Below are 25,146 nucleotides of genomic sequence, written 5' to 3' on the forward strand. Positions count from 1 at the left end.
ACTTCTTTATTTACTTCTTGAACATCGCCTGCAGTTCACCGGATTCGAACATCTCGTTCATGATGTCCGAACCGCCGATGAACTCGCCGTTCACGTACAGCTGCGGAATGGTCGGCCAGTTCGAGAAGTCCTTGATGCCCTGGCGCACTTCCGGATCTTCCAGCACGTTGACGGTGGCGATGTTGTCGACACCGCAGGCTTTCAGGATCTGGATGGCGCGGCCCGAGAAGCCGCATTGCGGGAACTGCGCAGTGCCCTTCATGAACAGCACGACCGGGGTGTTGGTCACGGTGTCTTTGATCCAGGTTTGTACGTCGCTCATTTGATTTTGCCTTGGGGTAGAAATGGATTGGATGCCGTCATTCTATAAGAATTCGGCGGCGCCGGTACGGCCCGCAGCCGCCTTGGGCCACCGCCTGTTCCGGCAGGACGACAGGTCGGGTATGATCGCCCACATTTCAACCGTCGCTTCCTGCTCATGCAACAACAACGTCCCAATGCCGCCCCGTCGGCAGGCTTCAATTTCGTGCTGGCCGCGGTGCTCGGCTTCATCGGCGTCTTCGACCTCGTCCTTGGCCTGCGCGGCGAGGGCGCCGGCGTCGTCATCACCGGCCTGGCCCTGACGATCTACGCCGCCACCCTGCTGCGCGACGCCCTGCACATCAAGAAGACCGGCGCCCCGGCTTTGACGCGCAAGCGCATGAACACCATCGGCCTGGCCTGCCTGGCGCTGTATTTCTTCGGCATCATGGTCAAGCGCGTGCCGGAACTGGCGGCGTTTTTTAACTGATGCCTTGGTAGGGTGGACACCTGTGTCCACGCGGTACGCCGCCTGATCGGTCGAAACAACGCCGCAGGATCGTGGCTGGTGAATCCGCGTGGGCACAGGTGCCCACCCTACAACACCTTCCCCAGGGATGTAGGGTGGGTTGTTGAACCCACGCGGTACACCGCTTGAGGGGTCGAACATTGCGCCGCAAGGCCGCGAACGATGAATCAGGTGGGTCCAAGAACCCAACCTACAACATCTTGCCAAGGCAGACGGCATCTTCACGCCCCACATACCGGCCGTATTTCGGTATCACCCGATACCCTGCCACCGCCCGCTCGTTCACGCGCCGCGTCTCGAGGCGGCGCAGGCGATCACGAACCTGCTTGCCTGTTACTTGCGCAGCTTGGCAAAGGCTGCCGCCATCGCACCGCCGGCTGGTGCCGGCGCCGAACGCTCCTGGCGCTGGTGCTGGCCGAGGCGCTTGGCATCCTGGCGGTCGCCGCGCTGCTCCGGTTTCGAACCGGCGGCCGGCGCGGAGTCCGACAGACGCATGGTCAGCGCGATGCGCTTGCGTTTCACGTCCACTTCCAGCACCTTCACCTTCACCACCTGCCCGGCTTTCACCACCGTGTGCGGATCCTTCACAAAGGTATTCGACAGCGCCGAGATGTGGACCAAGCCGTCCTGGTGCACGCCGATGTCCACGAACGCGCCGAACGCCGCCACGTTGGTGACCACGCCTTCCAGGATCATGTCCGGACGCAGGTCGGAAATCTCCTCGACGCCTTCCTTGAAGGTGGCGGTCGTGAATTCCGGCCGCGGATCGCGCCCCGGCTTTTCCAGTTCCTTCAGGATGTCCGACACGGTCGGCACGCCAAATTTTTCATCGGCATACTTCGCCGGATTCAGGGTCTTGATCAGCGAAGCGTCGCCGATCACCGCCTTCATCTCGCGCTGGATGTCGGCCAGGATTTTTTCCACGACCGGATACGATTCCGGGTGCACCGCCGAAGCGTCGAGCGGATTGGCGCCGCCGATCACGCGCAAGAAACCCGCCGCCTGTTCAAACGTCTTCTCGCCCAGGCGCGGCACCTTTTTCAACGCCGCACGCGAGGCGAAAGCGCCCTGCATGTCGCGGTAGTTGACGATGCTCTGCGCCACACTCGACGACAGGCCCGAGACGCGCGCCAGCAGCGGCGCCGACGCCGTGTTCACGTCCACGCCGACCGCGTTCACGCAGTCCTCGACCACGGCATCGAGCGAGCGCGCGAGCTGGGTCTGCGACACGTCGTGCTGGTACTGGCCGACGCCGATCGACTTCGGATCGATTTTCACCAGTTCCGCCAGCGGGTCCTGCAGGCGGCGCGCGATCGACACCGCGCCGCGCAGCGACACGTCCAGCTCCGGCAGTTCGCGCGAGGCGAATTCCGACGCCGAATACACCGAGGCGCCCGCTTCCGAGACGACGATCTTGGTCAGCTTCAGCTCGGGGCGTTGCTTGATCAGGTCCTGGGCCAGCTTGTCGGTCTCGCGCGAGGCGGTGCCGTTGCCGATCGAGATCAGGGAGACGTTGTGCCTCGCCGCGAGCTGGCCCAGCACGTGCAGCGCGCCGTCCCAGTCGTTACGTGGCTGGTGCGGGTAGACGGTGGCGGTATCGACGACTTTACCGGTGGCGTCGACCACGGCGACCTTGACGCCGGTGCGCAGGCCCGGGTCCAGGCCCATGGTCGCGCGCTGGCCGGCCGGCGCCGCCAGCAGCAGCGATTTCAGGTTGCGCGCGAAGACCTGGATCGCGTCCAGCTCCGCCTTCTCGCGCAGCGCGCCCATCAGTTCGGTCTCGATGTACATGAAGCTCTTCACGCGCCAGGTCCAGCGCGCGGTGTCGAGCAGCCACTTGTCGGCCGGGCGGCCTTGCGCCTTGATGCCGAAGCGCGCCGCGATGCGCGACTCGCACGGGTTGTGCGGCGCGTCCCACTTCGGCTTCTCAGGCTCGGAGTCGAGGCGCAGGGTGACGTCGAGGATGCCTTCGCGGCGGCCGCGCATCAGGGCCAGCGCGCGGTGCGAGGGCACGGTGGCCAGCGGCTCCGAGTAATCGAAATAGTCGGCGAATTTTTCGCCTTCGTCCTGCTTGCCCTCGACCACCTTGGATTCGACTACGCCGTGTTCCTGCACGTATTCGCGCAGCGACTGCAGCAGGGTCGCGTCTTCGGCGAAGCGCTCCATCAGGATCTGGCGCGCGCCGTCCAGCGCCGCCTTGGTGTCGGGAACGCCCGGGTTGTTCACGCCGTCGGCATTCGTGAACGCGTCGCGCAGGTATTGGGCGGCGACTTCATCGGGAGTCAGTGACGGGTCGGCCAGCAGCGCGTCGGCCAGCGGCGCCAGGCCCGCTTCGACTGCGATCTGCGCCTTGGTGCGGCGCTTCTGTTTGTACGGAAGGTAGAGGTCTTCGAGGCGGGTCTTGTCTTCCGCCAGTGCGATCGCCTGCAACAGCTCCGGCGTCATCTTGTTCTGCTCGGTGATCGATTCGATGATCGCCGCGCGCCGGTCTTCCAGCTCGCGCAGGTAGCGCAGGCGTTCTTCCAGCAGGCGCAGCTGGGTATCGTCGAGGCCGCCGGTGGCTTCCTTGCGGTAGCGCGCGATGAAGGGGACGGTCGCGCCCTCGTCGAGCAGGGCGATGGCGGCGGCAACCTGGGCCGGCTTGGCGGCAAGTTCAGTGGCGAGGCGTTGTTCGATGGAGGGCAGCATGGGACAAAAATCCGTGAGTCAGGCGGGCAATGATACGCAAACCTTCGAAGAACACCAGTCTTGACAAAAACGCGTCCACAGCTGCCTGCCAGCACATGTGCTCATGTCACCGTGGGCGATAAATTCCAGCATGAGTGCGCGTAAGCGTTTCAAAAAAATGCTGAGTATAAGCCTGCCAGCTGATGTTATTCGCGTTCCATGCTCGCTGATTGCTATCCACAATTCATAGTGCATCAATTAACACCTGCGTTATGCGAAATGAGTACGCCAAGACCCTTTTTTGTAAAGGAGTAGCCGTTTTGCATAGTGACAATTGAATAGAATCCAACTGTCAGAGGCATATACAATAAGAAATATGCTTTTCGCTGCTCGTTGACATCCTCATTCCAGATAGGTTGAACACACTTACTATGATTCGAGCTATATCACGCCAGATACTTCCTATCGTTTTAGTGTTGCTCATTCCCTTGCAGGCTGTCGCTGCTCCAGAGGAGCCGACTCCGCCTCCGCGCAGTCGAGGGAGCCGATGGAGCGAACGTGGTATATGTAAACGGAAAGCGTCCATATAAGTATCGCCTATCTGGCCACTGTCCGCTTGGAGGATTTTGGAGCTAGGGTAAAATTTACTTTTTGGAAGTCCCCATGGATGTCTGCAGTTCAAGCCACAGTCGTGCCTGCGTTTCTCTTTGCAGGGCTTGGGACAATGTTAGTATTCTCGGGGTTACATGAAGCCCACCTGACACTATGGAGTCGTGGTGGCCATTAAGGCCGATTCATTATGTTTGAGCTGAACGCGATCACTGCAATTCCTGTTGGAATAATTACAGCTTTTATCTGGCTGGCTATTCTTATGAGAAGGTTATTGCATATTTCTATGTTTCGTAATTTGACTTCGAAGCGGAGAATTTTGCTGTCTACCTGTGCGTTTATAGTGGTTTTGCCTGCGGCGCTATTCGGATTCGTGGTCTCCCTGCCTATTTCGAATATGGTGGTTTCTCCGGGTGGCGCGAGCCATCTGGTTCTTGCTATAACGGTAGTTTTCTCGGTGGCTGTATTTGCGGTGGCAGTTCCCCTTGTGGTAACGCTTTTTATGGCTTTAGCCATGACGCACAAGTGGAAGAGACATCGGAAGTGAATAGCATTATTTTGCCTGGCGGATATGCTTCGGTCTCCAAGTCGAACACGGTAGTCGCCGCAGTGTGGCAAAATTCAACTTGCCAAAATGATGAAAATTTTAATCAAGCAAAAATATTGGTCTTGTCTTACGGCATTATCACTCATGTATTTTATTGGAATACTTGCGGTGGAAATCTCGCAATTCTTCTTGATACCTTTGCTCGCTCTCTTGCTGATCTCAGGTATCGGGTTGATGCGATTAAAATGTAATAATTGCGGGGCTGCGCTACTCTATCGTAAGAAGCAGACATTGGAGGTAATGATGTTTGTTTGGGGCTGGAAATTGCCAAAGAAATGTCCTAACTGCGATATGCCTGTTTAATTCAGACTAGCCAAGTCAAAGAACAGTAATAGGGAATTGATAAGGTGATCGTGATTGCCTTGAACGAGAACCTGCTTCAGGGAAGTCGTTTGAATTTCGGTAAATTTTACTTCTCTGGGTTTCACGGGTTTATGCAGCTGTTCTGGTCCTGATTTGCGTTTTTGCTGTCGGTGCCCTACTGGATGTTTGCTGAGACACTTTCAGCCTATCGAGCAGTTGGCTTCAACGATGGGAAGATTCGTCTACGTGAGCAACCCATTGCAGCAATCAGGCCAACCCGGCCCTTTGGCCAACTGCAAGGAACGCCACTCAGAAAGTCCTCCGGTTGCGTTCTTCAGTTCCAAGGCCGACGCGCTCTTTGTAGGCCTTGCTAACGACGGCACGGGTATGTTTTGGCTGTTGATGGCTTGTGTCGTCCCTGGAGCAGTAATCTGAGAAGAGCCGAACGGAGGCTTGTCATCGCATGGGTTGTCTTTCGTAATCAACTCTGGCTCATGCCTACCTGCACGCGATGCCTTCAGCTTCCTGAAGGTACGTACACAGGGTGCAAGCGAACGACGTTCTGGCGAAGCCGTTCGCCATGACCGTTTGATTGCCAATCAGCCAGCCGACGCACGCCGCTGCGTACCCGGCCGCACCTCGCTCCCTCATAACCGCCCTGGCTGACGGCATCGACACATCCCGTCCGGAGTCCCTTTGCGTACCTCCCACTCCGCCCTACCGGACTACCCATAGCGAAAGACCTCCGCCCGACGGCAGAGTGTTGGATTAACGATTCGGAAAATTTCATGCTGTAAAGATTTCTCGGCAACGTGCGATTCCGAACAAAACTGAAGCGTCCGTATGAGAGATAATGGCGTTTGTTGTTCTTTTTTTACAGACTCCAGAGACCCATGCACACAGTTGATTATCCACGCGAACACGCGAGCGACGCCCCGGCGCCGCGCGCGACGCCGGCACGCGCGCCCGCCCTGCCCGCACCGGTGGCGACCTGGCTGCAACGGGTCGAAGCGGCAGCCCATCCGCAACCGAAGCTGACGCTCGAAGCCGCCGATCCGAAGGCGGTCCAGTACAAGTTTGTCTATGTGATGGCCCCGACGAGCGGCGGCCGCCATGTCGCCGTCTGCCTGTGCAAGGCGCGCCTGCGCCCGAACGGCGACGTCGCCGCCGCCAGCCCGGTCAACGAAGTGTTTTCGCTGCTGTCCGCCCCGCCCGCCTACCTCGAAGGCGAGGACGAAGACCTGGTGCGCTTCTTCATCGCGATGCGCAGCGGTTCCTCGCAGAGCACCAGCGCCACCGAGCCGAAGGGGAAAGTCGGCGCGATCCTGCTCGAGATGCTGCTGGAACAGGGCAAGCTGCTGTGGGCGAACTCCTGGCAGGACATGGCGAACGGTCTCGTGTATCCGCTGCAGGCCGGCCCGACCCGCCAGGCGAACCTGGCCTGGCGCGACGAAGGACGCGCGGCCAAGCTCGGCTGGTCGGTGGAGCCGGCGAATGGCGCCAATCATCCTGGCGCGGACCTGATCGACTACATGCTGCCGACCGATCCGCCGTGGTACATCGACAACCTGTCCTGCGGTCCCCTGGCGCTGAACCGTGGCGGCGTGGATATTTCGCTGGCCGAGTTGCAGGCCCTGGTCGCCCAGGCGCCTATCTTGACCGGCAACGACAAGAAGCGCGTCTCGCAACTGCTGCTGGCCCATGGCCTGCAAGAACTGATGCCGCTGCCGCAGCCGCTGACCCAGCGCCTGCGCACCGACGTCAAGCCGCAACCTTTCCTGCTGCTCGATTCGGTGGCATTGGCCGACACCGGCACCCAGCGCTGGCACGATTTCGCCGTGCTCTCCTTTGATTACGACGGCCAGCGCGTGTCCTTCGATCCGGCCCAGCGCGTGGTGCGCCAGATCGGCGACGTCACCGAGATCATCGAGCGCGATGCCGACGCCGAAGCGGCGGCCCTGGATAAACTGGGCGAGCTCGGTTTCCGCAAGCCCGCCACCACCCCGCTGTCGGGCGTGGCCGGCGCGCTGCAACTGGAAAGCCAGGCGCACTGGCTGCGCTTTGCCGAGAACGACATCGACGCCCTGCTCGACGCCGGCTGGCACCTGCAGAAGTCGACCAAGTACCGCTACGACGTGGTGCCGGTCGAGGACTGGTATGCCGAGATCGACGAGCCCGAGGAAGCAGGTAAAGCCTGGTTCGAGCTGGAGCTGGGCATCGTGGTCAACCGCAAGCGCGTGCCGCTCTTGCCGGTGCTGGTACAGCTGATCCGCAACGCGCCGCTTGAGTTCGATCCGGCCGTGCTGGCCGCCCACGGCGAGCTCGATCAGATGCTGGCGACCCTGCCGGAAGGCGTGCGCGTCGCCCTGCCCTGGAACCGGGTGAAACCGATCCTGGCCACGCTTGGCGAGCTCTACTTCAACGACAAGATCAAGAACCGCGTGCGCCTGTCGACGCTGGACGCGAGCCGCCTGGAAGAACTGGCGCGCGGCGTCGAGATGCGCTGGTTCGGCGGCGAGCAATTGCGCGAAACCGGCCGCAAGCTGAGCCAGTTCGGCGCCGTGAAGAAGGTGGCGGCGCCGAAAGGCCTGCAGGCGACCCTGCGCGACTACCAGCTCGACGGCCTGTCGTGGATGCAGTTCCTGCGCGAGTACGACCTGGGCGGCATCCTGGCCGACGACATGGGTCTCGGTAAGACCGTGCAGACGCTGGCCCATATCCTCACCGAGAAGGAAGCCGGCCGCCTGACCCGTCCGGCGTTGGTGATCGCGCCCACGAGCCTGATGACCAACTGGCAGGAAGAAGCCGCGCGCTTCGCCCCCGACCTGAAGGTGCTGCTCCTGCAAGGCAAGGAACGCATGGACATGTTCGACCAGATCGAGGGAGCCGACCTGGTGCTGACCACCTACGCCCTGCTGCCGCGCGACGAGGAAAAGCTGCGCGAGCACGAGTACCACCTGGTGATCCTGGACGAATCGCACTACATCAAGAACACCCGCTCGAAGGCGGCGCAGACGGCCGGCTCGCTCAACGCGCGCCACCGCCTGTGCCTGACCGGCACGCCGCTGGAAAACCACTTGGGCGAACTGTGGTCGCAGTTCCACTTCCTGCTGCCGGGCTTGCTGGGCGAGGAAAAAACTTTCAATACCCAGTTCCGCCACCCGATCGAGCGCCAGGACGACCCGGTGCGCCGCATGCTGCTGAACCGCCGCATCCGCCCCTTCCTGCTGCGTCGTACCAAAGACAATGTGGCGAAGGAACTGCCTGAGAAGACGGAAGTGGTGCGCCGCATCGAGATCAGCGGCCCGCAGCGCGACCTGTACGAGACCGTGCGCCTGGCGATGGACAAGAAGGTGCGCGAGGAGATCGACCGCAAGGGCGTGGCGCGCAGCCAGATCGTCATCCTCGAGGCACTGCTGAAGCTGCGCCAGGTCTGCTGCGACCCGCGCCTGGTGAAGTCGATGCCATCACGCAAGAACACGGCCGCCGTCTCCGCCAAGCTGACCGACCTGATGCAGATGGTCGAAGACCTGCTGCAGGAAGGGCGCAAGATCCTGGTGTTCTCGCAGTTCACCAGCATGCTCGGCCTGATCGAGGAAGAACTCGAGGCGCGCGGCATCCGCTACGCCATCCTTACCGGCGAAACGCGCGACCGCTCGGCGCAGGTCGCGGCCTTCCAGCAGGGCGCGGTGCCGATCTTCCTGATCAGCCTGAAGGCCGGCGGCGTCGGTCTCAATCTCACCGCGGCCGACACCGTGATCCACTACGACCCGTGGTGGAACCCGGCGGCCGAGGCCCAGGCGACCGACCGCGCCTGGCGCATCGGACAGGACAAGCCGGTGTTCGTGTACAAGCTGATCGCCAAGGGCACGCTGGAGGAAAAGATCCAGCAGCTGCAGCAGAAGAAGTCGGAACTGGCGCAGTCGATCCTGGCCGAGGGCGAGTCGCAGAAGATGGCGCTGACGCAGGAAGACCTGCAGGCGATCTTTGCGCCGCTGGACGAGCAGTAAGCGGCAACGCTGCTCAACGGAACGCCCGCCACGCCGCGGGCGTTTTTATTTTGTACCCCGCAATCTGATGAATGCCCTATGCAAAATGAATAGGATTCGGTCTTCTCGCCAGTTGATTTAACATTATTCACACATTTTTAGTAAATGGTCAATTTTAGATATTGAACAGCGTAACAACGCTTATCTATACAAAAAGGCGTTCCCGGCGATATACTCGCAGGCTGGGATGGCTCTGCCATTCCAGCCTGACACCTTATTATCTGGATGAGACGTGATGCACTGTAGCGCCAGCGTTGACGGTTCCGGCATAACCGCCCCGGGATTGGCCGAGCAGTTCCGTGTGATCGCCGAAATCGGCGGGGACATCGCGTTTAGTATCGATTGCGCCAGCGGCGCCCTGCTTTACGTCAGCCCTTCCATTGAACAACTGCTCGGCTATAGCCCCGCCGAGGTGGCTGCCCAGCTGGACCAGCGCGGCAGCGCCCTGGCTGCCCTGTGCGCCGGGATGCCGGAACGGGTGCGGCGCCTGCGCGCCGGCGACCGCAGCCGCCTGCGCCTGGTGCGCGAAACCGAACTGCCGGGCGCACATGGCTACCTGGTGCCGGTCGAAGTCATCTCCGCCCTGATCTGCGACGCCGCCGGCGAACCCGTGAACCTGGTCGGCCAGGTGCGCGATTTGTCGCCGCGGCGCCTGCGCGACGCCGAGCGCAAGCGCTTCGCGAGCATGTTGAATCACGAGTTCCGCACGCCGTTGTCGACCATCGACGGCGCCATTCAGCGCCTGGAGGCGACCTGCCCGGATGCCGACGAACCGACCCGCCAGCGCTACCGCAAGATCGCCCTCGCCACCGACCGCCTGATCGCCATGCTCGACGACTATCTGTCGCCGGAACGCATGGCCGAGATCGGCGGCGAGCGCAAGGCGAATTCGCTCGCCCCGCGCGTGCTGCTCGAGGAAGCGGCGGCCCAGGTGCGCGCCGCCGGGCGCCTCGCCAGCGTCGAAACCGGCGAACTGCCGGCCGCGCTGCGCTGCGAACCGGACGGCATGCGCCTGGCCCTGAAGATCCTGGTCGACAACGCGATCGCTTTTTCGCCCGCGAACACCGCCATCGTCCTGCGCGGCCGGCTGGCCGCCAGCGGCGTCGAATTGGCGGTGCGCGACCATGGCCCCGGCATCGCCGGCGACGAAGAGGCGCACATCTTCGACAAGTTCTACCGCGGCCGCAATGCGCAAGGCTTGCCGGGCAGCGGCCTGGGCCTGTACATGGCGCGTTCGATCGTCGAAGTCCACGGCGGCATCGTCAGCCTGGTCAAGCCGGCCGGCGGCGGCGCCGAATTCCGTATCTGGCTGCCGGTGGCGGGCGCGGGCAAAGCGCTTGCGCAGCTTGAACCCAGCAGTGATAATCCCTCGCACCTTCCGGGAATGGCCCCTGCCGGCACGACAGGCAGAAGTAAAACAAAGAACGTGGCCCACCCATGACGCAGATATTGATTGTTGAAGATAACGGCGACTACGCTGGCGACATGGCCGAGTTCCTGCGCGAACTCGACCATGAGGTCACCATCGCCACCTCCGCCAGCGAGATGTGGGCGGCGCTCACGCGTACCCCGGCCGCCGTGGTGGTGCTGGACCTGGGCTTGCCCGACGAAGACGGTTTCACCGTGATTCCGCGCATGCGCCAGCTCTACCCGGAAATCGGCCTGCTGGTGCTGACCGGGCGCGTCGCTTTCGATAACCGCATTCTCGGCCTGCAGCTGGGCGCCGATCACTATTTGACCAAGCCGATCAAGTTCCCCGAACTGGCAGCCCACATTGAGGCCCTGGGCCGGCGCGTGCGCCCGAGCGAACCGGCGCCGCTGCCGAGCAAATGGACCCTGCGCGTCAGCGCCCGCCAGCTCGAGCTCGGCGGCAAGGTGATCGATCTGACCGAAAAGGAATTCAATTTCCTGCACTTGTTGACCATCAACACCCGCCCGGTGCCGCGCGCGACCATCGTCGCCGGCATGGGGGGCGATGATCCGGACGCCAGCCGGCGCGTCGACATGCTGGTGTACCGCCTGCGCAAGAAGGCGCGGACGGCGCTGGGGCAGGATCTGCCGCTGCGCAGTGCGTATGGCGAAGGGTATAGCCTGTCGGCGGGCTTCACGCTGGCCTGACTTTTCCCTTTGGCGGCAATGTAACCGGCTTTTGTAGGGTGGGCTCTCGAGCCCACGCGGTGATGGTTGCCGGCTCCGAGCTCGGGCGCGATGGGCTTGCCGATAACGATCACCGCGTGGGCACAAGTGCCCACCCTACGAAAATCGGGACAGAGTTAAGCTGATTTTTGCGTCGTAATGTAATAATTGGGGACAGAGAGGGCGGCCGACGCTAGAATACGTCATCCCAACCGTTTTCCCGTCTCAAAGATGGCCCGCCAACCCCGCCTCATCCTCCCCAAGCAGCCCCACCACATCCTGCAGCGCGCCAACGATCCGCAACTGGTGTTCCGCGACGACGAGGACTATGCCCGTTTCCTCGGCTGGCTGAAGGAAGCCTCCCGGTTCTACAAGGTGGCGATCCACGCCTATGCCCTGCTGCCGACCCACCTGCACCTGCTGGCGACCCCGCCCGACGAGGACAGCCTGGCGGCGATGATGCAGAAGCTCGGCCGCTTCTACGTGCCCTGGTATAACGCGAAATACGGCCGCTCGGGCGGGTTGTTCGAAGGGCGCTTCCGCACAGCGGTGGTGGATACCGACCGGCACCTCCTGATGTGCAGCCGCTTCATCGAGCTGGCGCCCGTGCAGGCAGGGCAGGCCGCCGATCCGAAGGACTACGCCTGGTCGAGCTATGCCCACCACGCCGGCCTGCGTCCCGATCCGGTCATCACCGACCACGCCTTGTTCTGGGAACTGGGCAACACGCCTTTCCAGCGCGAGGCCGCCTACACCGACCTGGTCCAGCAAGGCATTGCCGCCGACGAGCTGGCGCTGATCGCCGCCGCCGTCCAGAAAGGCCAGCCGCTCGGCACCGAGGCCTTCAAGCGCGAGCTGGAGCGCAAGACGCAGCGCCGCATCCTGCCGGCCAAGCGCGGCCGCCCGTTCAAGAAGCCGCTCACCGACGCGGTGTGATCCCATCCGGCGCGGTGCCATGCCGCGCCTGCACGGCCGGGCAGTGGCTTGGCCTCGCCTTTTCGCTTTCAATACCGACCTGAGCTGTTCGCAATCTTCTGCCCTGCGTCCCCTCTTCATGCGAATAAATTTCGCCCGAATCCACCCTTTTCGATCTGGATCGATACTGTCCCCAATTAAAGCAGTCAGAGGTAAGTCACCTGTTAATTTGACTCCGACCCTAATTGTTCTGCTTGATGCGTCTGCTGCATTGCACTATTCTCGGCCTTCACCCCCTGAAAAAGCTGTGGAGAGCCCTTCATGATTGCCCAAGGTTTATACGATCCCGCCAATGAACACGATGCCTGCGGCGTCGGTTTCATCGCCCATATCAAGGGCAACAAAAGTCATTCCATCATCGACCAGGGGCTGATGATCCTGAAGAACCTGGACCACCGCGGCGCCGTCGGCGCCGATGCGCTGATGGGCGATGGCGCCGGTATCCTGATCCAGATTCCCGACCAGTATTTCCGCGACGAGATGGCGAAGCAGGGCGTCGAGTTGCCGCCGCCCGGCGAATACGGCGTCGGCATGGTGTTCCTGCCGAAGGAGCACGCCTCGCGCATCGCCTGCGAACAGGAAATCGAGCGCGCCGTGCGCATCGAAGGCCAGGTCGTGCTGGGCTGGCGCAACGTGCCGGTCGACGAGGCCATGCCGATGTCGCCGACCGTCAAGGCCAAGGAGCCGGTGATCCGCCAGATCTTCATTGGCCGCGGTCCGGACATCATGGTCACCGACGCGCTCGAGCGTAAGCTGTACGTGATCCGCAAGTCGTCCGGCCACGCAATCCAGGCCTTGAAACTCCTGCACGGCAAGGAATTTTTCGTGCCGTCGATGTCGGCGCGCACCATCGTCTATAAAGGCTTGCTGCTGGCCGACCAGGTCGGCGTCTACTTCAAGGACCTGCAAGACCCGCGCTGCGTCTCGGCCCTGGCCCTGGTGCACCAGCGCTTCTCGACGAACACTTTCCCGGAGTGGCCGCTGGCCCACCCGTACCGCCTGATCGCGCACAACGGCGAGATCAACACCGTCAAGGGCAACTTCAACTGGACCCGCGCCCGCGAAGGCGTGATGAAGTCGGCCGTGCTGGGCGACGACCTCAATAAACTGTTCCCGCTGATCTACGAGGGCCAGTCCGACACCGCCTGCTTCGACAACGCGCTCGAATTGCTGGTGATGGCCGGCTACCCGATCGCCCAGGCCATGATGATGATGATCCCCGAAGCCTGGGAAAACCACAGCGCCATGGACGACAACCGCAAGGCCTTCTACGAATACCACGCGGCGATGATGGAACCCTGGGACGGCCCGGCGGCGATGGCGTTCACCGACGGCCGCCACATCGGCGGCACCCTGGACCGCAACGGCCTGCGTCCGGCGCGCTACGTCGTCACCGAGGACGACCTGGTCGTCATGGCCTCGGAATCGGGCGTGCTGCCGATCCCGGAATCGCGCATCGTCAAGAAATGGCGTCTGCAACCGGGCAAGATGTTCCTGATCGACCTGGAAGCCGGGCGCATCATCGACGACAAGGAACTGAAGGACACCTATTCGAACGCCAAGCCCTATAAGGCCTGGATCAAGTCGGTGCGGATCAAGCTCAACGAAATCAAGCTGAGCGAATCGCAACTGGCGCAAAACCGCGTCAAGGACGTCCCGGCGCAGGGCGAAAAGGCGGCCGTCACGCTGCTCGACCGCCAGCAAGCCTTCGGTTACACCCAGGAAGACCTGAAATTCCTGATGGCGCCGATGGCCGTGCTGGCCGAAGAGGCGACCGGCTCCATGGGCAACGACTCGCCGCTGGCGGTGATGTCGAACAAGCTCAAACCTTTGTATAACTACTTTAAACAATTGTTTGCGCAGGTGACCAACCCGCCGATCGACCCGATCCGCGAAAGCATGGTGATGTCGCTGGTGTCCTTTATCGGCCCGAAGCCGAACCTGCTCGACACCAACAACGTCAACCCGCCGATGCGCCTGGAAGTGTCACAGCCGGTGCTGGGCTTCGACGACATGGCGCGCCTGCGCAGCATCAGCCTGCACACCGGCGGCAAGTTCAAGTCGTATGAGCTGAACATCTGCTATCCGGTCGCCTGGGGCAAGGAGGGCATCGAAGCCTCGCTGGCCTCGCTGTGCGCGGAAGCGGTGGACGCCGTGAAATCCGGCCACAACATCCTGATCGTCTCGGACCGCGCGGTATCAAGCGACATGGTCGCGATCCCGGCGCTGCTGGCCACGTCGACCATCCACCAGCACCTGGTGGGCCGCGGCCTGCGCGCCTCGACCGGCCTGGTGGTGGAAACCGGCTCGGCCCGCGAAACCCACCACTTCGCCCTGCTGGCCGGCTACGGCGCGGAAGCCGTGCACCCGTATCTCGCGCTGGAAACCCTGTCCGACCTGGCCCAGCACCTGCCGCACGAAATGGCGCCGGAAACGGCGATGGTCAACTACACCAAGGCGATCGGCAAGGGTTTACTAAAAGTGATGTCGAAGATGGGCATCTCGACCTACATGTCCTATTGCGGCGCCCAGATCTTCGAAGCGGTCGGCCTGAACAAGTCGCTGGTGGACAAATACTTCCGCGGCACTTCGTCGACCGTGGAAGGCATCGGCCTGTTCGAAGTGGCCGAAGAGGCGCTGCGCCTGCACAATCTCGCCTTCGGCAACGATCCGCTGCTGGCCAATGCCCTCGACACCGGCGGCGAATACGCCTTCCGCGTGCGCGGCGAGGACCACATGTGGACGCCGGACGCGATCGCCAAGCTGCAACACTCGACCCGCGCCAACAGCTTCAGCACGTATAAAGAATACGCGCAGCTGATCAACGAGCAGACCCGCCGTCACCTGACCCTGCGCGGCCTGTTCGAATTCAAGATCGATCCGAGCCGTGCAATCCCGATCGACGAGGTCGAGCCGGCCAAGGAGATCGTCAAGCGTTTCGCCACCGGCGCCATGTCGCTCGGTTCGATCTCGACCGAAGCCCATGCGACCCTGGCGATCGCCATGAACCGCATCGGCGGCAAGAGCAACACGGGGGAGGGCGGCGAAGACCCGCTGCGCTACATCAACGAATTCAAGGGCATCAAGATCAGCAAGGGCGAGACCCTGGCGTCGGTGCTCGGGTCCGACCGCGTCGCGGCCGACATCCCGCTCGAAGAGGGCGATTCGCTGCGCTCGAAGATCAAGCAGGTGGCCTCGGGACGCTTCGGCGTCACCGCCGAATACCTGAACGCGGCCGACCAGATCCAGATCAAGATGGCGCAGGGCGCCAAGCCGGGTGAGGGCGGTCAGCTGCCGGGTCACAAGGTGTCCGAGTACATCGCAAGCTTGCGCTTCTCGGTGCCGGGCGTGGGCCTGATTTCGCCGCCGCCGCACCACGACATCTATTCGATCGAAGACCTGGCGCAGCTGATCCACGACCTGAAAAATGCGAATCCGAACGCGTCGATCTCGGTGAAGCTGGTGTCGGAAGTCGGCATCGGCACCGTCGCCGCCGGCGTCTCGAAGGCCAAGGCCGACCACGTCGTCGTTGCCGGCCACGACGGCGGCACCGGCGCCTCGCCGCTGTCTTCGGTGAAGCACGCCGGCACGCCGTGGGAGTTGGGTCTCGCAGAGACCCAGCAGACCCTGGTCCTGAACGGCCTGCGCAGCCGCATCCGCGTCCAGGCCGACGGCCAGATGAAGACCGGCCGCGACGTCGTGATCGCCGCCATGCTGGGCGCCGACGAGATCGGTTTCGCGACGGCGCCGCTGGTGGTCGAAGGCTGCATCATGATGCGCAAGTGCCACCTGAACACCTGCCCAGTCGGCGTTGCCACGCAGGACCCGGTGCTGCGCGCCAAGTTCCAGGGCAAGCCGGAACACGTCGTCAACTACTTCTTCTTCGTCGCCGAAGAAGCGCGCCAATTGATGGCCCAGCTCGGCATCCGCAGCTACGACGAGCTGATCGGCCGCGCGGACCTGCTCGATAAATCGAAGGCGATCACGCACTGGAAAGCGCAGGGCCTGGATTTCTCGAACATTTTCTACCAGCCGCAGACGGACACGCCGCGCAAGCTGTTCCACACCGAAACGCAGGACCACGGCCTGGACCGCGCGCTCGACCACAAGCTGATCGCGCAGGCGCGCCCGGCCCTGGACCGCGGCGAACGCGTCTCCTTCATCACGCCGGTAAAAAACGTCAACCGCACGGTCGGCGCCATGCTGTCGGGCGAAGTCGCGAAGCGCTATGGTCACGCCGGGCTGCCGGACGACACCATCCACATCCAGCTGCAGGGCACGGCCGGCCAGTCGGCGGCGGCTTTCCTGGCGGCCGGCATCACGATCGACCTGGTGGGCGAGGGCAACGACTACGTCGGCAAGGGCCTGTCGGGCGGCCGCATCATCGTGCGCCCGAACACGGAATTCCGCGGCTGGGCGGTGGACAACATCATCGTCGGCAACACCGTGCTGTACGGCGCGATCGCCGGTGAAGCCTTCTTCAACGGCGTGACCGGTGAGCGGTTCGCGGTCCGTAATTCGGGCGCGACGGCCGTCGTCGAGGGCCTGGGCGACCACGGTTGCGAGTACATGACCGGCGGAACCGTCGTGGTGCTGGGCGAGACCGGCCGCAACTTCGCGGCGGGCATGTCGGGCGGCGTGGCCTATGTCTACGATCCGAAGAACGAATTCGAGGCACGCTGCAACACGACCATGGTCAACCTCGAGCGGGTGGTATCGACGAAAGAGCAGGGCGCCATCTCCGGCTGGCACAGCCAGACCCGGGGCGGCGAGCGCGAGTCGGATGAGGTCATCCTGCGCCGCCTGATCGAGCGTCACTTCAAGCACACGGGGTCCACCCGCGCGCGCAACCTGCTCGACGACTGGGCCAACAGCCGCGGCAAGTTCGTGAAGGTCTTCCCGACCGAATACAAGCGCGCGCTGGAAGAGATGCACAACAGCAGCATGGAAGAAGCCAACGACAAGATCGAACTCGCGGCGTAACTGCACCGCACGCGCATCTTTCGACCGATACGCGTGCGTGAACTCGTAGGGTGGACGGCTCCGCCGTCCACGCGTCCAGCTAACGCTGGCACACGTAGGGTGGGCGCCCCGTGCCCACGCGTACAGCTAACGTCTGCGAACCGCATAAAAAAGCGGAGCCGATCAGGCGCCAACAAAAGGAACAGCAACATGGGCAAAATCACCGGCTTCATGGAATTTCAACGGCAGGAAGAAGACCACCTGGAACCCGCCGCACGCGTCAAGAACTACAAGGAATTCGTCCTCACCTTGAGCGACAGCCAGGCCAAGGTGCAGGGCGCACGCTGCATGGACTGCGGCATTCCCTTCTGTAACACCGGCTGCCCGGTCAACAACCAGATCCCGGACTGGAACGACCTGGTCTACCACGGCAACTACCGCGGCGCGATCGACAACCTGCACTCGACGAATAACTTCCCCGAGGTCACCGGCCGCATCTGCCCGGCGCCTTGCGAAGCCTCGTGCACGCTGAACATCAACAACGACCCGGTCGGCATCAAGTCGATCGAGCGCAAGATCGCGGACACGGCCTGGGAACACGGCTGGGTCGTGCCGCAGCCGCCAGCGGTCAAGACCGGCAAGACCGTCGCCGTGGTCGGCTCCGGTCCCGCCGGCCTGGCCGCCGCCCAGCAGCTGGCGCGCGCCGGCCATGACGTGACGGTGTTCGAGAAGAGCGACCGCATCGGCGGCCTGCTGCGCTACGGCATCCCCGACTTCAAGATGGAGAAGGGCCTGATCGATCGTCGCATCGAGCAGATGCAGGCCGAGGGCGTGACCTTCCGCACCGGCGTGTTGATCGGCAAGGACTTCCCGACCACGGTCAGCAACATGGCGCGCGACACCATCTTCCCGGAAGACCTGGCCGCCCAGTTCGACGCCGTCGTCATGGCCGGCGGCGCCGAGCAGCCGCGCGACCTGCCGGTGCCGGGCCGCGATTTGAAGGGCGTGCATTTCGCCATGGATTTCCTGCCCCAGCAAAACCGCGTGAATGCCGGCGATAAACTGAAGGACCAGATCAAGGCGACCGGGAAGCACGTGGTCGTGATCGGCGGCGGCGACACCGGTTCCGACTGCGTCGGCACCTCGAACCGCCACGGCGCCGTCTCCGTCACCCAGTTCGAACTGATGCCGATGCCGCCTGAGGAAGAGAACAAGCCGCTGGTCTGGCCCTACTGGCCGACCAAGTTGCGCACCTCGTCCTCGCACGAAGAGGGCTGCCAGCGCGACTTCGCGGTGGCGACCAAGCGCTTCGAAGGCAAGAACGGCAAGCTGGAAAAACTGGTCGCCTGCCACGTCGAGTGGAAGGACGGCAAGATGAGCGAAGTGCCGGATTCGGAATTCGAGATCAAGGCCGACCTGGTGTTCCTGGCGATGGGCTTTGTGTCGCCAGTGCAACAGGTGCTCGACGCCTTCGGCGTGCAAAAGGATGCGCGCGGCAACGCCCGCGCCACCGTCGACGGAGAGAGCGCCTACCAGACCTCGGTGCCGAAGGTGTTCGTTGCCGGCGACATGCGCCGCGGCCAGTCGCTGGTCGTGTGGGCGATCCGCGAAGGACGCCAGTGCGCGCGCGCGGTGGACGAGTTCCTGATGGGCTCGTCGTTGCTGCCGCGCTGAACGCCGGCCGGAGAGAGCAAAAAGGGCGCACTGCGGTGCGCCCTTTTTTTGTCGTGAAAATCGATACCAGCGTTCTTTCGCATTGCAACGAAACGGGCGCCCGGCGACGGCGCCGGCCGACCAGGCCCGCGCCGGGAATTCCTGCCTCATGGATGCTAATGTTGATTCAAAGCAAAAAAGAGAAATGTTGCCATATATGCATATCTTAAGGAAAACAATTACTTACAACATTAAATAGATGACCCACGGGTTATTTGTGTTGTAATCATACGTCGTGGGGCCGGCCGAAACCGAGGTGCCTCAAGCAGCGGTTGCCGTTTCTGCACTACAATACGGGATTCCCCAAAACCGAATAACCCTCTGTGTCTAACCTAGTAGAAATACGCGATCTCGAGTTCGGCTACGGCGATCGGAAGATCCTGTCGAACCTGCGCATGGACTTCCCGCGCGGCAAGCTAATTGCCGTTATGGGCGGGTCCGGCTGCGGCAAGACCACGGTGCTGCGCCTGATCGGCGGACAGATTCGTCCGCAGCGCGGCGAAGTGCGGGTCGGCGGCGAGGTCGTGCATCGTTTGAATACCGAAGGCTTGTACCGCCTGCGCCGCCGCATGGGCATGCTGTTCCAGTTCGGCGCCCTGTTCAATGACCTGACCATCTTCGACAACGTCGCCTTTCCGCTGCGCGAGCATACCGAGCTGTCCGAAGAGATGATCCGCGATCTGGTGCTGATGAAGCTGAACGCCGTCGGACTGCGCAATGCCTCGAAGCTCAAGCCGCGCGAAATCTCGGGCGGCATGGCGCGCCGTGTCGCCGTCGCGCGCGCCATTGCGCTCGACCCGGAACTGATCATGTACGACGAGCCGTTCGCCGGCCTCGATCCGATCTCGATGGGCGTGACCGCCAACCTGATCCGCAACCTGAACGACGCCCTCGGCTCGACCTCGATCCTGGTCTCGCACGACGTCAAGGAAACCTTTGCCATCGCCGACTACGTGTATTTCATGTCCGCAGGCAAGATCGTTGCCGAAGGCACGCCGGAAGAGCTGCGCGTGTCGACCGACCCTTACGTGAAACAGTTCGTGAACGCCGAACCGGATGGTCCCGTGCCCTTCCATTATCCGGGCAAGTCGCTGGCCGAAGACCTAGGCCTGGAGGCGCCGCGATGATCCTGAATATCCTTGAAAAGGCCGGCGCCACCGTGCGCGAGTCGATCGAAAGCCTGGGCTTCGCCACGCGCGCCTTCTTCAACCTGCTCCGTTTTTCGCCGGGCGCTTTCCGCCGTCCGACCTTGATTTCCGAGCAGATCCATTTCATCGGCAATTACTCGCTCGTCATCACGATCGTGTCCGGCCTGTTCGTGGGCCTGGTGCTGGGGCTGCAGTTCTACGTCAACCTGATCCAGTTCGGCGCCGAGGAAAAGCTCGGCTCGCTGACGGCGCTGTCGCTGATCCGCGAACTCGGTCCGGTCGTGACGGCGCTGCTGTTCGCGGGCCGCGCCGGCACCTCGCTGACCGCCGAGATCGGCCTGATGAAGTCCAACGACGAGCTGTCGGCCATGGAAATGATGGCGGTCAATCCGGTGCAGCGCGTGCTGGCGCCCCGTTTCTGGGGCGGCGTGGTCGCCATGCCGGTGCTGGCCGCCGTGTTCTCGGCCGTCGGTATCATGGGCAGCTACCTGGTCGCCGTGAAACTGCTCAGCCTGGACGAAGGCGCGTTCTGGTCGCAAATGCAGGCCGGCGTCGACGTCCGCCGCGACGTGATCAGCAGCATCATCAAGAGTTTCGTGTTCGGTATCGCCGTGACCTTTACCGCCTTGTTCCAGGGGTACCACGTGAAGCCGACGCCGGCCGACGTGGCGCGCGCCACCACCCGTACCGTGGTGATCGCTTCGTTGCTGGTGCTGGGCCTGGACTTCGTCATGACCGCCCTGATGTTCACCCCCGAATAAACATTGTTTCGTTTGGCCGCGCACAGACGGCCTGAATACTAGGAATTACTATGCATCGCAAAATCATCGACGTCTGGGTCGGCCTGTTTGTCCTGTTGGGCGCCGCCGCCGTTTTGTTCCTGGCTCTCCAGGCGGGAAACATGAGCACGCTCTCGTTTTCCGACACCTACGCCGTCACAGGCAAGTTCGATAATATTGGGGGACTGAAGCCGCAGGCGCCAGTCAAGAGCGCCGGTGTCGTGGTCGGCCGTGTCGGCGACATCACGTTCGACGACAAGACCTACCAGGCCATGGTGCGTCTCGACCTGGACCAAAGCTATCACTTCCCGAAAGATTCGTCGCTCAAGATCCTGACTGCAGGTTTGCTGGGCGAGCAATACATTGGCATCGAACCCGGCGGCGACACCAACAACCTCGTCGACGGTGATCGAATCAACCGTACGCAATCGGCGACCGTGCTGGAAGACCTGATCAACCAGTTCATCTACAGCAAGGCTGCCGAAGGAAAGGATGGCAGCGAATAATGAAAAGCAAGAACATGACGACCCTGCCGCGCGCGCGTGGCCTGGCCCTGGCGATGGCCGCCTGCGCCGTGTTGTCCGGCTGCGCAGCACCCAGCAATCCGGAAGACCCGTTCGAGAAGTTCAACCGGGCCAGCTTCGCCTTCAACGATGCGGTCGACCGCGTCGCCCTGAAGCCGGCTGCGACCGCCTACAAGAAAGTCACGCCAGGCTTCGTGCAGACCGGCGTCGGTAATTTCTTCGGCAACCTGTCGGATGCCTGGAGTTCCGTGAATAACTTCCTGCAGGGCAAGGGTGAGGCGGGCATGACCGACTTCACCCGTTTCGCGCTGAACTCGACCTTCGGTATCGTCGGCCTGCTCGACATCGCGTCCGAAGCCGGCCTGCAGAAACACGACGAAGACCTGGGCCAGACCCTCGGTTACTGGGGCGTTCCTTCCGGCCCCTACTTGATGTTGCCGATTTTCGGCCCATCTACGGTACGTGACACTGCTGCGTTACCGGGCGACATGTGGGGCGACCCCTGGAGCCACAAGGAGCCGGTCAACTGGCGCAACATCGGTACCGGCGTGCGCGTCGTCGATACGCGCGCCGCGGTCCTCGACGCATCGAACCTGATGGAAGAAGCGGCACTGGACCGTTACGAATTCATTCGCGACGGTTTCCTGCAGCGCCGCCAGAGCCAGGTATTCGACGGCGAAAGCGAGCGCAAGCGTGACGATGCCCAGGACGAGCCGACCTCGAACACCCAGGTCGTGCCGGAACCGGCAGCACCGGAAAAGACGCAGCAGTAATTGGTAAAACAATAGTCCGGCACACGAAGTCCCGCTTGACGCGGCGCTTCAGCCGGAGACGCCAACGAACAGAAAAGAGAGCCCTATGAAACCCATTGCCCACCTCATCGCCACCGTTGCTTCCGTCGCTTTTGCCACCAGCGTGATCGCCGCACCGGCGCCGGCCAGCGCCGAAGCCCCCGACGTGCTGGTCAAGCGCATCAGCGCCGACGTCATCGACACCGTCAAGGCCGACAAGGACATCCAGTCCGGCAACCGCGCCAAGATCATGGATCTGGTCAACTCGAAAATCCTGCCGCACGTGGATGCCGAGAAGATGACCGCCCAGGCCGCCGGCCCGTTCTGGCGCCAGGCCACCCCGGAACAGCAAAAGCGCCTGTCGGAAGAATTCCGCACGCTGCTGGTGTACACCTATTCCGGCGCGCTGTCGCAGATCAAGAACGAGACCGTCGAGTTCAAGCCGATGCGTTCGAGCCCGCAAGATACCGACGTCGAAGTGCGTTCGCAGGTGAACGTCACCCGCGGCGAGCCGATCACCCTGAACTACCGCCTGTCCAAGGGCAACCAGGGCTGGAAGATCTACGACATCAACGTGCTGGGCGCCTGGCTGGTCGAGACCTACAAGGGCACCTTCAAGGCCGAGATCAACAAGTCCGGCATCGATGGCCTGATCAACCGCCTGGCCGAGCGTAACCGCCAGTTGGCCAGCAAGCCGCTGAAAGCGCCGAAATAATCGATGGCAGAAGCAAATCCCATGCTCTCGCTCGATGCCCTGACCTTCCAGAACGCCAACGCGGCGTTGGAGCAGGGCATTGCGGCGATCCAGGCCGGCGAGACCGTGTTCGACCTGGGCGGCGTGCGCGCCGTCGACTCTTCCGGCGTGGCCCTGCTGCTCGCCTGGCAGCGCCGCGCGCACGACGCCGGGCGCAGGCTCAGCTTCATCAACGTGCCGGCGAATGTCGATGCGCTGGTCAACCTGTACGGCCTGGACGGGCTGTTGGAGCGGTCGTAAACGGCAAACCTGTGTCGCGGACGATCGTAGGGTGGGCACGCCGTGCCCACGCATAAACGCTGCGTACACGCGGCATGTCAAATGAGCCGCCGCCGATAGCGCCTGGTCTTGCCTGATGCGTTATCGATTTTTCCCTGGAACTTGAACGGCTGCGCCGGCCTTGCCTGTATCGCCATCCCCGCCGATGACGCGACGTTCCGGTGGGCACGGCGTGCCCCACCCTACGCTTAGCGCCGCCAATGCGGATCGCCGTCCTTTCGATTCCATCCCCCAAGCTCTTGCATTGACGATTTCCCCTATAATGGGTCGTTTCCCCGCCCGGACCGCGCGCGCTCGCGTCGCGGCCAACTCCGAACAAGAATGACAGCGATCCAGATAGACAGCGTCGAGAAAAGCTACAAGGGCTTCAAGGCCCTGAAAGGCGTTTCCCTGAACATCGAACAGGGCGAGTTCTTCGGCCTGCTCGGCCCGAATGGCGCCGGCAAGACCACCCTGATCTCCACCATCGCCGGCCTGATCCGGCCGGACGTCGGCAGCGTGAAAATCCACGGCCACGACGTGGTGTCCGATTTCCGCGAGGCGCGCAAGAAACTCGGCGTGGTGCCGCAGGAACTCGTGTTCGATCCCTTCTTCACCGTGCGCGAAACCCTGCGCCTGCAGTCGGGCTACTTCGGCATCAAGAACAACGACAAGTGGATCGACGAGGTCATGGAAAACCTCGACCTGACCAATAAAGCCGACGTCAACATGCGCGCCCTGTCCGGCGGCATGAAGCGCCGCGTGCTGGTGGCCCAGGCCCTGGTGCACAAGCCGCCCGTCATCGTGCTCGACGAGCCGACCGCCGGCGTCGACGTCGAACTGCGCCAGACCCTGTGGAAATTCATCTCGCGCCTGAACCGCGAAGGCCACACCGTCGTGCTGACCACCCATTACCTGGAAGAAGCCGAGGCCATGTGCCAGCGCGTGGCGATGCTGAAACTGGGCGAAGTCGTGGCACTCGACACCATGCAGGGCCTGCTGCGCCGCGTCTCCGGCTCGCAATTGATCGTGCACCTGAAGCAGGGCGCGCTGCCGGAAGGCCTGCGCCACCTGGTGTCGCACGACGAACAAGGCAACGGCAAGGGCAACCGCTACAGCCTGCGCATCAATGCGCCGGGCGAGGTCGAATCCATCCTGGCGCGCCTGAGGGAAAGCGGCGCCGTGGTCGACGAGATGCAGTTGCAGCAAGCCGACCTGGAAGACATCTTCCTGCAAATCATGGGCGATGCCAAAGCCGGAAAGGGTGCACTGTGAATTTCGTTTCTGTCGGTTTCCGTACCCTGTTCTACAAGGAGATGCTGCGTTTCTGGAAGGTTGCCACGCAAACCATTGCGGCGCCGATCCTGACCGCCATGCTCTACCTGCTGATCTTCGGCCACGTGCTCGAGGGCCGGGTCGAGGTGTATCCGGGCGTGAGCTATACCGCCTTCCTGATCCCGGGCCTGGTGATGATGAGCGTGCTGCAGAACGCCTTCGCCAACGCGTCCTCGTCGCTGATCCAGTCGAAAATCACCGGCAACCTGGTGTTCATCCTGCTGCCGCCGCTGTCGCACTGGGAAATCCTGCTGGCCTACGTCTCGGCCTCGGTGGTGCGCGGCCTGGTGGTCGGCGCCGGCGTGTTCGCGATTACCGCCTGGTTCGCCCACCTGAGCTTTGCCGCGCCGCTGTGGATCATCGTGTTCGCGGTACTGGGCGCGGCCATCCTCGGCACCCTGGGCGTGATCGCCGGCATCTGGGCGGATAAATTCGACCAGCTGGCCGCGTTCCAGAATTTCCTGATCATGCCGGCCACCTTCCTGGCCGGTGTGTTCTATTCGATCCACTCGCTGCCGGCATTCTGGCAGGCGGTCTCGCATTTCAACCCGTTCTTTTATATGATTGACGGGTTCCGCCACGGCTTCTTCGGCCAGTCCGACATCTCGCCGTGGACCAGCCTCGCCATCGTGTCCGCGTTCTTCGCGGTGCTGGCGGCGGTGGCGATCAACCTGCTCCGGCACGGCTACAAGCTGCGCCACTGAAGC

The 25,146-nt window shown here is 62.7% G+C and carries 19 protein-coding genes; 17 read left to right on the forward strand and 2 right to left on the reverse strand.

Features of this window, described 5'->3' with window-relative positions:
• Positions 1-10: 10 nt before the first annotated feature.
• Positions 11-322 (reverse strand): Grx4 family monothiol glutaredoxin, encoded by a 312-nt coding sequence (gene grxD / locus RT688_RS01485; RefSeq protein ID WP_312548751.1) that lies wholly within the window; start codon positions 320-322, stop codon positions 11-13.
• 156 nt (positions 323-478) lie between these two features.
• Here grxD and RT688_RS01490 point away from each other — a divergent pair, with 156 nt between their 5' ends.
• Positions 479-790, forward strand: coding sequence for a hypothetical protein (locus RT688_RS01490; protein WP_313703079.1), 312 nt, complete (start codon positions 479-481; stop codon positions 788-790).
• Positions 791-1,162: 372 nt separating this feature from the next.
• Here RT688_RS01490 and RT688_RS01495 read toward each other — a convergent pair whose 3' ends face one another.
• Positions 1,163-3,517: a Tex family protein gene (locus RT688_RS01495; RefSeq protein WP_313703080.1), complete on the reverse strand. Its 2,355-nt coding sequence runs from the start codon at positions 3,515-3,517 to the stop codon at positions 1,163-1,165.
• A 778-nt stretch (positions 3,518-4,295) separates the two neighbouring features.
• Between RT688_RS01495 and RT688_RS01500 the strand changes: the two genes are divergently transcribed.
• The 16 genes from RT688_RS01500 to RT688_RS01575 all read left to right on the forward strand — a co-directional run bounded on the left by RT688_RS01500 (position 4,296) and on the right by RT688_RS01575 (position 25,143).
• The gene (locus tag RT688_RS01500; RefSeq protein ID WP_313703081.1) at positions 4,296-4,652 is read left to right on the forward strand and encodes a hypothetical protein; all 357 of its coding nucleotides are present in this window, start codon (positions 4,296-4,298) and stop codon (positions 4,650-4,652) included.
• Positions 4,649-4,903: a hypothetical protein gene (locus RT688_RS01505; protein WP_313703082.1), complete on the forward strand. Its 255-nt coding sequence runs from the start codon at positions 4,649-4,651 to the stop codon at positions 4,901-4,903. Before RT688_RS01500 ends, RT688_RS01505 begins: the two co-directional genes overlap by 4 nt.
• 1,005 nt (positions 4,904-5,908) lie before the next feature.
• Positions 5,909-9,025, forward strand: a complete 3,117-nt coding sequence (locus RT688_RS01510) for a DEAD/DEAH box helicase (protein WP_313703083.1) — start codon at positions 5,909-5,911, stop codon at positions 9,023-9,025.
• 340 nt (positions 9,026-9,365) lie between these two features.
• Complete coding sequence (locus RT688_RS01515; protein WP_313703084.1) at positions 9,366-10,505, forward strand: PAS domain-containing sensor histidine kinase; 1,140 nt, start codon at positions 9,366-9,368, stop codon at positions 10,503-10,505.
• Entirely contained in the window at positions 10,502-11,182 is a 681-nt protein-coding gene (locus RT688_RS01520; RefSeq protein ID WP_313703085.1) for a response regulator transcription factor, read from the forward strand. The genes RT688_RS01515 and RT688_RS01520 overlap by 4 nt, the downstream gene beginning before the upstream one ends.
• A 249-nt stretch (positions 11,183-11,431) precedes the next feature.
• Entirely contained in the window at positions 11,432-12,136 is a 705-nt protein-coding gene (locus RT688_RS01525) for a transposase (RefSeq protein WP_313703086.1), read from the forward strand.
• A 300-nt stretch (positions 12,137-12,436) separates the two neighbouring features.
• Complete coding sequence (locus RT688_RS01530; RefSeq protein WP_313703087.1) at positions 12,437-17,158, forward strand: glutamate synthase-related protein; 4,722 nt, start codon at positions 12,437-12,439, stop codon at positions 17,156-17,158.
• Positions 17,159-17,347: 189 nt separating this feature from the next.
• Positions 17,348-18,811 carry a glutamate synthase subunit beta gene (locus tag RT688_RS01535; RefSeq protein WP_313703088.1) on the forward strand — a complete coding sequence of 488 codons (1,464 nt, stop codon included), beginning with the start codon at positions 17,348-17,350 and terminating at the stop codon, positions 18,809-18,811.
• A gap of 362 nt (positions 18,812-19,173) precedes the next feature.
• Positions 19,174-19,977 (forward strand): ABC transporter ATP-binding protein, encoded by an 804-nt coding sequence (locus RT688_RS01540; RefSeq protein WP_313703089.1) that lies wholly within the window; start codon positions 19,174-19,176, stop codon positions 19,975-19,977.
• Positions 19,974-20,759, forward strand: coding sequence for a lipid asymmetry maintenance ABC transporter permease subunit MlaE (gene mlaE, locus RT688_RS01545; RefSeq protein ID WP_313703090.1), 786 nt, complete (start codon positions 19,974-19,976; stop codon positions 20,757-20,759). The genes RT688_RS01540 and mlaE overlap by 4 nt, the downstream gene beginning before the upstream one ends.
• A gap of 50 nt (positions 20,760-20,809) precedes the next feature.
• Entirely contained in the window at positions 20,810-21,283 is a 474-nt protein-coding gene (gene mlaD, locus RT688_RS01550; protein ID WP_313703091.1) for an outer membrane lipid asymmetry maintenance protein MlaD, read from the forward strand.
• Positions 21,283-22,074, forward strand: a complete 792-nt coding sequence (locus tag RT688_RS01555) for a VacJ family lipoprotein (RefSeq protein WP_313703092.1) — start codon at positions 21,283-21,285, stop codon at positions 22,072-22,074. Before mlaD ends, RT688_RS01555 begins: the two co-directional genes overlap by 1 nt.
• Positions 22,075-22,159: 85 nt before the next feature.
• The gene (locus RT688_RS01560; protein WP_313703093.1) at positions 22,160-22,807 is read left to right on the forward strand and encodes an ABC transporter substrate-binding protein; all 648 of its coding nucleotides are present in this window, start codon (positions 22,160-22,162) and stop codon (positions 22,805-22,807) included.
• A gap of 3 nt (positions 22,808-22,810) precedes the next feature.
• A complete protein-coding gene (locus RT688_RS01565) occupies positions 22,811-23,086 on the forward strand; it encodes an STAS domain-containing protein (RefSeq protein WP_313703094.1) in 276 nt (91 codons plus the stop codon).
• Between the two features lie 360 nt (positions 23,087-23,446).
• Complete coding sequence (locus RT688_RS01570) at positions 23,447-24,379, forward strand: ABC transporter ATP-binding protein (RefSeq protein WP_313703095.1); 933 nt, start codon at positions 23,447-23,449, stop codon at positions 24,377-24,379.
• Positions 24,376-25,143 carry an ABC transporter permease gene (locus tag RT688_RS01575; protein WP_313703096.1) on the forward strand — a complete coding sequence of 256 codons (768 nt, stop codon included), beginning with the start codon at positions 24,376-24,378 and terminating at the stop codon, positions 25,141-25,143. Before RT688_RS01570 ends, RT688_RS01575 begins: the two co-directional genes overlap by 4 nt.
• Positions 25,144-25,146: the final 3 nt, after the last annotated feature.

The organism is Massilia sp. (assembly GCF_032106685.1).
Lineage (GTDB): Bacteria > Pseudomonadota > Gammaproteobacteria > Burkholderiales > Burkholderiaceae_D > Telluria.